This window comes from Cellulomonas pasadenensis (assembly GCF_047229365.1).
In the GTDB taxonomy this organism is placed as follows: domain Bacteria; phylum Actinomycetota; class Actinomycetes; order Actinomycetales; family Cellulomonadaceae; genus Cellulomonas.
This window is the reverse complement of record NZ_JBFTEP010000138.1, coordinates 1-8,961: the sequence shown is the minus strand read 5'-3', so window position 1 is coordinate 8,961 and position 8,961 is coordinate 1. Positions and strand designations below refer to the sequence as shown.

Genomic DNA, 8,961 nt, shown 5'->3' with positions numbered 1-8,961 from the left:
GCGCCGACGGGCGCGTCCGCCCGGGTGCCGCCGGCCCGGGTGCGACCGGTCACGTGCGCCGGTCCGGTGCGGCGGGCCGGCCGCCGTTCGTCAGCTGCGGTCGGACGACTCGTGCTGCCACGAGTGCCACAGCGCCGCGTACTCGCCGCGCGCGGCGACGAGCTCCTCGTGCGAGCCGATCTCGCTGATCCGCCCGCCGTCGACGACCGCGACGCGGTCGGCGTCATGGGCGGTGTGCAGCCGGTGCGCGATGGCGACGACCGTCCGCCCGGCGAGCACCGCCGACAGCGACCGCTCGAGGTGCCGCGCGGCGCGCGGGTCGAGCAGCGACGTCGCCTCGTCGAGCACGAGGGTGTGCGGGTCGAGCAGCACGAGCCGCGCGAGCGCGACCTGCTGCGCCTGCGCGGGCGTGAGCGGCGCCCCGCCCGAGCCGACCTCGGTGGCGAGACCCTCGGGCAGGGCCTGCACCCAGTCCCACGCGTCGACGGCGCGCAGCGCGTGCTCGAGCTCGGCGTCGTCCGCGCCGACCCGCGCGAGGCGCAGGTTGTCCGCGAGCGTCCCGACGAACACGTGGTGCTCCTGCGTGACGAGCGCGACGTGGCCGCGCAGGTCGTCGAGGGGCAGGTCGACGAGCGGCACGCCGCCCACGGTCGCGGTGCCGCCGGTGGGCGGGTGGATCCCGGCGATCATCCGGCCGAGCGTGGACTTGCCGGCGCCCGACGGGCCCACGACCGCGAGACGCTCGCCGGGGGCGAGGTCGAGGTCGATGCCGTGCAGGACGTCGTGCCCCTCCCGGTACGCGTAGCGCAGCCCCCGCGTGGCGATCCGCTCGTCCGTCGGCGTCGCCCCCGTCGCCTCGCGGTCCGGCGCGACGAGCTGGACGCCGACGATCCGCGCGAGCGCGGTGGCGGCGACCTGGATCTCGTCGACCCAGAAGATGAGCTCCCACACCGGGCCGGCCATCTGGTACGCGTAGAGCACGATCGTGGTCACCGCGCCGAGCGTCACGCGTCCGTCCGCGGCGAGCCACCCGCCCCACAGCAGCACCGCGACGGGCGCGAGCACGAACGCGAGGTCGATCGCGGGGAACAGGACCGTGCGCAGGCGCAGGGTCACCTTCTCGGCGTCGAACGCGTCGGCGAGGTCCGCGTCGATGCGGCGCGTCCGGCGAGCGGCGAGCCCGAGGGCGTCGACCGTGCGCGCGCCCTCGACCGTCTCCGTGATGGTGCCGTTGAGCACCGCGTACGTCGCGGCCTCGCGCACGTAGGCGGGCGTCGCGCGGCGCAGGTACCAGCGCACGGTGAGCACCATCGACGGCACGCCGACGAACAGCCCGAGCGACACGAGCGGCGACAGCAGCACCGAGGCGGCGACGGTGAGGCCGATCGTGACGACCGCGACGATGACGCGCGGGACGCCGAACCGGACGGCGTGCTGCAGCTTGTTGACGTCGTTGGTGGTGCGCGCGACGAGGTCGCCCGTGCCGGCGCGCTCCACGGTGGACAGCGGCAGGGCCGTCACCGTCTCGACGAACTCCTCGCGCAGCTGGGCGAACACCTCCTCGCCGAACAGCATGGACGCGCGCTGCGCGTACCGGATCAGCCCGGTCTGCAGCAGGACGGCGACCACGCCGACGGCGACGAGCGTGTCGACGTACCGCGCGGTCGTGCCGGCCGTGACGGCGTCGACCAGGCGCCCGAGGAGCCAGGGCCCCGCCAGGCCGGCGACGGCCGCGAGCGTGTGCAGGAGCGCGATGCGCCCGAGCGGGCGGCGGTTGCGGCGCAGCAGGCCGCCGGCGTACCGCCGCACGACGTCGCCGTCGGCGACGGGCAGCGTGGTGGCCGTGCTCATGCCTCACCCCCGTGGTCGTGGTCGTCGCGCGCGCCGGGTGCGGCGAGCGCGGGTGCCGGCAGGTCCTCCGGCACGTCGTGGTCCTGCGGCGCGGCCGCGGCGTCGTCGTCCATCCGCCGGCCGACGACGCGGCGGTACTCCGCCGCGACGCGGGGCCCTGCCGCCCCGTCGAGCAGGCCGGCGTGCGTGCCGCGCGCGACGAGCACGCCGTCGCGCACGAGCTGGACCTCGTCGACGTGGTCGAGCACGAGCGGGCTGGCGGTCACGACGAGCGTCGTGCGCCCGCGACGGGAGCCGGCGAGGCGTGCGGCGATCCGGGCCTCGGTGTGCGCGTCGACGGCGCTCGTCGGCTCGACGAGCACGAGCACCTCGGCCTCGGTGAGCAGCGCGCGGGCGAGCGCGACGCGCTGGCGCTGGCCCCCGGACAGCGAGCGGCCCTTCTCGGGCAGCTCGCCGTCGATGCCGTCCGGCACCGAGTCGAGCACGTCCTGCGCGTCGGCGAGCGCCATCGCGCGCAGCACCTCGTCGCGCGCGCCCGTGCCGCGCACGTCGAGCTCCTGCGCGAGCGGGCCGGAGAACAGGTGCGGCATGGCCTCGGCGACGACGACGCGCTCGCGGACGACGTCCTTGGGCAGGTCGGCGAGCAGCACGCCGCCCAGGCGCACCGGTGTCGCCGCCTCCGCCTCGTCGTCGAACCGGCCGAGCCGCGTGGCGATGCGCGCGGACTCGTCCGGGTCGGCGCTGACGAGCGCCACGACCCGGCCGGGCTCGAGCGTGACGCCGCTGGCCTCGTCGACGAGCGCGGACCCGGCCGGGGGCGGCGTCGACGTGGCGGCCCGCACCCCCGTCGCGGGCACGACGCGCAGCACCGCGAGGACCTTGCGGGCCGCGACGTGGGCGCGGGTGGTGGCCTGCAGCATCATCGTCGCGTTCTGCACGGGCCAGGCGAGGAACGCCGCGTAGCCGTAGGTCGTGACGAGCTCGCCGGGCGTGATGGTGCCCTCCAGCGCCATGTGCGCGCCCACCCACACGAGCGCGACGACGAACAGGCCCGGCAGCAGCACCTGGAGCGCGTCGAGCCACGACTGCGTGACCGCGACCTCCTCGCCCCGGCGCCGCACGAGCTGCGACTGGCTCCGGTACCGCCCGGTGAACACCTGCTCGCCGCCGATGCCGCGCAGGATGCGCAGGCCCGAGACCGTGTCGGCGCCCAGCGTGGTCAGGCGTCCCGACGCCTCGCGCTGCGCCGCCTGACGGCGCTGCAGCGGCCGGACCAGCAGGCCGAGCACGGCCGCGACGGTCGGCAGGCCCACGAGCACGATGACGCCCAGCGGCACCGACACGCGCAGCATGAGCACCGCGACGGCCGCGTAGGCCGCCAGCGAGCCGACGAACCGCGCGAGCGTCGCGTACACCTCGCCCACGCGCAGCGCGTCGTTCGCCACCGCGGACACCACCTCGCCGGTGGGCAGCTCGGCCGTGATCGCCGCACCGGACCGGGCCGCCGTGCGGCCGACCAGCTGCGACGTCGTGAACGCGGCGCGCAGCCAGTTCTGCACGTCGTACCGGTGACCGAGCGCCCCCGCGCCCGCGCTGACGAGCCCGAGCAGGAGCAGCAGCCCGGTGGCCCGCAGGACGCCCGGGCCGAACCCGTCGGCCAGCCCGTCGTCGATCGCCTGCCCGGTCAGGTACGGCAGGAACGCCTGGCAGCCGAAGAGGACGACGCCGCACGCGACGGCGGCGAGGAGGATGCCCCACTGCCGGCGGGCGACCCACCACAGGTACGTGACGGGGCCGCGCAGGGGCGGGGTGCCGGGGTCGGCGAGGGGCAGGGAGCGCACCGGCCTCACGTTACGTGCGAGGACCGACAGACCCGGAACACCTTTTCCGGGGCCTTCGCCCGGGACCGTCTCCCCGGACCGTGCGGGGACGGTGCCCGGCCGCAACTAGGCTGTGGGGCGTGACGCAGCCCCCCGAGCCCGCCACCACCCACCGTCCCGTCCTGGTCGTCGACTTCGGCGCCCAGTACGCGCAGCTCATCGCGCGGCGGGTGCGTGAGGCCAACGTGTACTCCGAGATCGTGCCGCACACGGCGTCGGTCGAGGACCTGCTGGCCAAGGACCCGGCCGCGATCATCCTGTCCGGCGGGCCGTCGTCCGTGTACGCGACGGGTGCGCCGTTCGTCGGGCCGGAGCTGTTCGAGGCCGGCGTCCCGGTGCTCGGCATCTGCTACGGCTTCCAGGCGATGGCGCAGGCGCTCGGCGGCACGGTCGCGCAGACGGGCCAGCGCGAGTACGGCGGCACGGCCGTCGAGGTCACCGACGCGGGCACCGTGCTGGAGGGCAGCCCCGAGCAGCAGACGGTGTGGATGAGCCACGGTGACGCCGTGCACGCGGCCCCGCCCGGGTTCGACGTGCTCGCGACGTCCGCCGGCAGCCCGGTCGCGGCCTTCGAGGACCGCGAGCGCCGCCTGTACGGCGTGCAGTGGCACCCGGAGGTCAAGCACTCCCCGCTCGGCCAGAAGGCGCTCGAGAACTTCCTCTACCGCGGCGCGGGCCTCGCGGCCGACTGGAACCCCGGCAACGTCATCGCCGAGCAGGTCGAGCGCATCCGTGCGCAGGTCGGCGACGCCCGGGTGATCTGCGGCCTGTCCGGGGGCGTCGACTCGTCCGTCGCGGCCGCGCTCGTGCAGCGCGCCGTCGGCGACCAGCTCACGTGCGTGTTCGTCGACCACGGGCTGCTGCGCTCGGGCGAGGCGGAGCAGGTCGAGCAGGACTTCGTCGCCGCGACGGGCGTGCGGCTCAAGGTCGTCGACGCGCGCGAGCGGTTCCTGCACGCGCTGCACGGCGTGAGCGACCCGGAGACCAAGCGCAAGATCATCGGCCGCGAGTTCATCCGCGTGTTCGAGGACGCCGCGCGCGAGGTCGTCGAGGACGCCGGCGAGCACGGCGAGACCGTGCAGTTCCTCGTGCAGGGCACGCTGTACCCCGATGTCGTCGAGTCCGGCGGCGGCGAGGGCGCCGCCAACATCAAGTCGCACCACAACGTCGGCGGTCTGCCCGAGGACCTCCAGTTCGAGCTCGTCGAGCCGCTGCGCACGCTCTTCAAGGACGAGGTGCGCGCCGTGGGCCTCGAGCTCGGGGTGCCGGAGTCGATCGTGTGGCGCCAGCCGTTCCCCGGCCCCGGGCTGGGCATCCGCATCGTCGGCGCCGTGACGGCCGAGCGGCTGGAGACGCTGCGCGCGGCCGACGCCATCGCCCGCGAGGAGCTCACGCGCGCCGGTCTCGACCGCGAGATCTGGCAGTGCCCGGTCGTGCTGCTCGCCGACGTGCGCTCGGTCGGCGTGCAGGGCGACGGCCGCACCTACGGCCACCCGGTCGTGCTGCGGCCCGTCTCGTCCGAGGACGCCATGACGGCCGACTGGACGCGCCTGCCGTACGACGTCCTGCAGGTCATCTCGACCCGCATCACCAACGAGGTCCCCGAGGTCAACCGGGTCGTCCTCGACGTCACGAGCAAGCCGCCGGGCACCATCGAGTGGGAGTGACCTCCCGCCCGACCCCGACGGACCGACGAGAGGACGACGTGACCACCCAGCCCGACCCCGCGACCGCCGGCACCGCCCGGGGCGCCGCCCCGTCCGCGACCACCGCCACCTGGGTGCGCAAGGCGACCGGGTCGCTGCGGCGCTACCGCGTCATGGCGTGGGTGACCGGCGCCATGCTCCTGCTGCTGTGCGTCGAGATGGTGCTCAAGTACGTGCTGCAGGTGCCGGGGTTCACCGTCGAGGGCGACCCCCGCTCGGAGGCCGCGCGCATCATCGCGATGGTGCACGGCTGGGTGTACGTCGTGTACCTGGTGACGGTGTTCGACCTGTGGTCGACGCTGCGGTGGCGGCTCGGGCGCCTCGTCACGATGGCGCTCGCGGGCGTCGTGCCCGTCATGTCGTTCGTGCTCGAGCGCCGCGTGCACGCGCAGGCGCAGGCCCGCATCGACCAGGCGGCCGGCGCGGCGCCCGCCGCCTGACGTGCGCGTCGTCCACGTCTCCGACTGCTTCGCGCCCCGCACGGGCGGCATCGAGACGCAGGTCGGCGACCTCGCCCGGCACCAGGCCGCGGCCGGGCACGAGGTGCACGTGCTCACCGCGACCCTCGGTGAGGGCGGCGAGCGTGGCGGCGTCGTCGACGTCGAGGGCGGCGTGCACGTGCACCGCCTCGGGGCGCGCCTGCCGTTCGGCCTGCCCGTCAACCCCGTCGCGGGCCCGCGGCTGCTGCGCGACGCGTTCGCGGCGGTCCGGCCGGACGTGGTGCACGTGCACGCGGGTGTCCTGTCGCCGTTCGCGTTCGACGGCGCCCGCCTCGCCACCGCGGCGGGCCTGCCGACGGCCGTCACGTGGCACTGCATGCTCGACGGCGTGGCGGGGCCGGGGTCGGCGCTGGTGCGGCGCACCGGCTGGGCGCGGCCCCGGGCGGCCCTCAGCGCCGTCAGCACCGCGGCGGCGGACCGGGTGCGCGAGCTGTTCGGCGGCGCCGACGTCGCGGTCGTGCCGAACGGGATCGACGCGGACCGCTGGGCGCCCGCACCGACGGCCGAGGCGCCCGCCGACGGCCCGGTGCGGCTCGTGGCGACCATGCGGCTCGCCCCGCGCAAGCGCGCCGTGCCGCTCGTCGAGGTGGTCGCCGCGGCCGCGCGCCGCCTGCCGCCCGGCGCGCTGCACCTCACGGTGATCGGCGACGGCCCGGTGCGGGACGCCCTCGCCGCGCGTGTGGCGGCGCTCGGCCTCGACGACGTCGTCACGCTCGCCGGGCGTCTGCCCCGGGACGAGCTGCGCGCCGCGTACGCCGACGCGCACGTCTTCCTCGCCCCCGCCCGGCTCGAGGCGTTCGGCATCGCGGCGCTCGAGGCCCGCACCGCCGGCCTCGTCGTGCTCGCGCACCGGGGCACCGGGATCGCGGAGTTCGTCGCCGACGGGCGCGACGGCTTCCTCGTCGCCGACGACGCCGAGATGGCCGAGGCCGTGGTGCTCCTCGCCGAGGACCGGGACCTCCTCGCGCGGCTGCGCGCGCACGTCCGGACCGTCCGCCCCGCCTTCGCGTGGGACGACGTGCTGGCGGCGGCGGAGGCGGAGTACGCGCGCGCCGCGGTCCTCGCGGCAGGCCCGGCCGGGGTCCTGGGTCCCGGTGCGTCGTCGCAGGTCAGGCCCTAGGTCCTGATCAGCGCCCGGTCCGGGGCAGATCCCGTCGGTGCGTGCTCCCGGACGCGGGACCAGGGTCCCAGGGCGCGGGCGCGACGCGGGCGCAGAGTGGTCACGTGAGCAGAACAGCTCACCGGGACCGCTCCCCGAGGGGACGGGCCCGCTTCGGGGAGAAGCAGAAGGATCGGGGAGTCCGATGTCCGCAGCAGTCCGCAAGCCCGCCCACCTCAAGGCCCTCGCCGTCGTGGTGATGGTGTTCGGCGTGATCTTCGCCGTCGCCGGCACGGCCACGTGGGCGCTCGTCTCCGGCAACCTGCGCAACGAGCAGATCACCGTCGCCGAGGACGCCTCCTCCTTCGCCGGGGAGCTCGTCGACACGCCGTGGGAGGCGTGGGCGCAGGCCGACATCATCAACCACCACGCGCTCGACGCGTCGGGCGGCAAGACCTACTCGCAGCTGGACCGCGAGGACCCGGTCCGCGAGACGATGATGAACGGCTCGTTCCTGCGGGCCTCGCTCTTCACCTCGGTCGTCGCCTTCGGCGTCGCGCTGCTGGTCTTCGGCCTCGGTGTCGTCCTCATCGTCACCGGTGAGGCGCTGCGCCGGGTCGCGGTCCGCCTGGACGCCCCGGCGGTCGCCGCCGCGGAGCCCGTCTCCGTCTGAGACACCGCAGGGCCGCACGCACGCCGCGAGGGCCGGTACCCGGGTCGGGTACCGGCCCTCGCCGCGTGCGCCGGCGCGTCAGCCGCGCGAGCCGGCCGGGTCGTCCGTGCGGCGGCGGGCGTTCGCCACGAGCGGGCCGACGATGAGGGCGAGGCCCGCGAGGACCAGGAGCCCGATCGCGGCGAGCTCGAGGTCGATCGTGTACCCGGCGGCGATCACGAGGACCCCTGCGCCGAGCAGGGCGATGACGAGGCCCCACACGATCGTGCCCACGCGCACCCGGTCGCGGGTCGGTGCCGCTGCGTCGGCGTCGTCGGTCGTGGCGTCCGCCGCTCCGGCGTCGGTCGTGGCGTCCGCCGTGCCCTGCTCGGTGCGGTGCTCGGTGCGGTGCTCGGTGCCGTCGTCCGGCGGCAGCGGCTGCGTCGCGTCCACCGGCAGCGGCCGGGTCTCGTCGGTGCTCATGCTGCGTCCTCCTCGATGATCCGGACCTCGCCGACGCCCGAGCTGATGTCGAGCACCAGGTCGGCCTCGCCGGACTCGGTGGTGTCGTCGTCGCGGAACGTCATGTCCCCGACGCCGATGCCGTCGTGCGTGCGGGTGCGCCCGTCGAGCTCCCACCGCACCGCGCCGACGCCCGACGACACGTGCGCCTCGACGGCCGCGTCGGCCGGCACGACGACCGTCATCTCGCCCGCGCCCATCGTCAGCGGGACGCGCAGCTGCTCGTCGGCCATCGGGACCGCGGTCAGGTCGACGACGGTCTGGCCGACGCCCACGTCGATGCCGCGGGCCGCCTCCTCGCGGTCGGAGTACAGCAGCTCGACGCGGTCGTCCCGCCAGTCGGACGGCTGGCTCCACCAGTCCTCGCGCTCTCCCTGCGTGAACACGGCCAGCGGCAGCACGACGAGCGCCGTGACGATCGCGAGGAACCCGAGCACGCCGCTGCTGCGGCCGCGTGCGCCGAGGGTCACGATGCCGAGCCCCGCGAGGACGAGCGCGACGCCGCCGGCCGTGAGACCGACCGGTCCGTCGAAGACGTCGGTGCGCTCGCCGACCAGGAGGGCCGCGAGGCCGATCGCCGCGAGACCGATGACGGCGCCGACGGTGACGCCGTCCGCGCCGCGGCGGTTCACGCTGCCGGCCGACGTCGTGGCCGCCGGCGTCACGCTCGCCGTCGACTACCGCATGAGCGCCGCGGACTACTACGAGCACGTCGTCGGGATGTTCCGCGGCTGGTCGACGCGCGAGGAGG

Annotated in this window: 8 protein-coding genes; 4 read left to right on the top strand and 4 right to left on the bottom strand. The window is 75.8% G+C overall.

What is annotated here, in order from left to right; translation table 11 throughout:
* Nucleotides 1–90 precede the first annotated feature (90 nt).
* Both AB6N23_RS15475 and AB6N23_RS15470 read right to left on the bottom strand, forming a co-directional pair.
* Entirely contained in the window at nucleotides 91–1,851 is a 1,761-nt protein-coding gene (locus tag AB6N23_RS15475) for an ABC transporter ATP-binding protein (RefSeq protein ID WP_412866894.1), read from the bottom strand.
* Nucleotides 1,848–3,692 carry an ABC transporter transmembrane domain-containing protein gene (locus tag AB6N23_RS15470; protein WP_412866893.1) on the bottom strand — a complete coding sequence of 615 codons (1,845 nt, stop codon included), beginning with the start codon at nucleotides 3,690–3,692 and terminating at the stop codon, nucleotides 1,848–1,850. Before AB6N23_RS15470 ends, AB6N23_RS15475 begins: the two co-directional genes overlap by 4 nt.
* A 119-nt stretch (nucleotides 3,693–3,811) precedes the next feature.
* On the opposite strand from AB6N23_RS15470, the gene guaA reads away from it, so the two are divergent.
* The 4 genes from guaA (at nucleotide 3,812) to AB6N23_RS15450 (ending at nucleotide 7,709) form a co-directional block, all read left to right on the top strand.
* Nucleotides 3,812–5,398 (top strand): glutamine-hydrolyzing GMP synthase, encoded by a 1,587-nt coding sequence (gene guaA, locus AB6N23_RS15465; protein ID WP_412866892.1) that lies wholly within the window; start codon nucleotides 3,812–3,814, stop codon nucleotides 5,396–5,398.
* A 38-nt stretch (nucleotides 5,399–5,436) separates the two neighbouring features.
* Nucleotides 5,437–5,877 (top strand): DUF3817 domain-containing protein, encoded by a 441-nt coding sequence (locus tag AB6N23_RS15460; RefSeq protein ID WP_412866891.1) that lies wholly within the window; start codon nucleotides 5,437–5,439, stop codon nucleotides 5,875–5,877.
* Between the two features lies 1 nt (nucleotide 5,878).
* The gene (locus AB6N23_RS15455) at nucleotides 5,879–7,057 is read left to right on the top strand and encodes a glycosyltransferase family 4 protein (RefSeq protein ID WP_412866890.1); all 1,179 of its coding nucleotides are present in this window, start codon (nucleotides 5,879–5,881) and stop codon (nucleotides 7,055–7,057) included.
* Between the two features lie 184 nt (nucleotides 7,058–7,241).
* On the top strand, nucleotides 7,242–7,709 hold the full coding sequence (locus tag AB6N23_RS15450) for an aromatic ring-opening dioxygenase LigA (RefSeq protein ID WP_412866889.1): 468 nt from the start codon (nucleotides 7,242–7,244) through the stop codon (nucleotides 7,707–7,709).
* Between the two features lie 78 nt (nucleotides 7,710–7,787).
* Here the strand turns inward: AB6N23_RS15450 and AB6N23_RS15445 are convergent, their stop codons facing one another.
* Nucleotides 7,788–8,171 carry a hypothetical protein gene (locus AB6N23_RS15445; RefSeq protein ID WP_412866888.1) on the bottom strand — a complete coding sequence of 128 codons (384 nt, stop codon included), beginning with the start codon at nucleotides 8,169–8,171 and terminating at the stop codon, nucleotides 7,788–7,790.
* Nucleotides 8,168–8,842, bottom strand: a complete 675-nt coding sequence (locus tag AB6N23_RS15440; protein ID WP_412866887.1) for a hypothetical protein — start codon at nucleotides 8,840–8,842, stop codon at nucleotides 8,168–8,170. Before AB6N23_RS15440 ends, AB6N23_RS15445 begins: the two co-directional genes overlap by 4 nt.
* Nucleotides 8,843–8,961 lie beyond the last annotated feature (119 nt).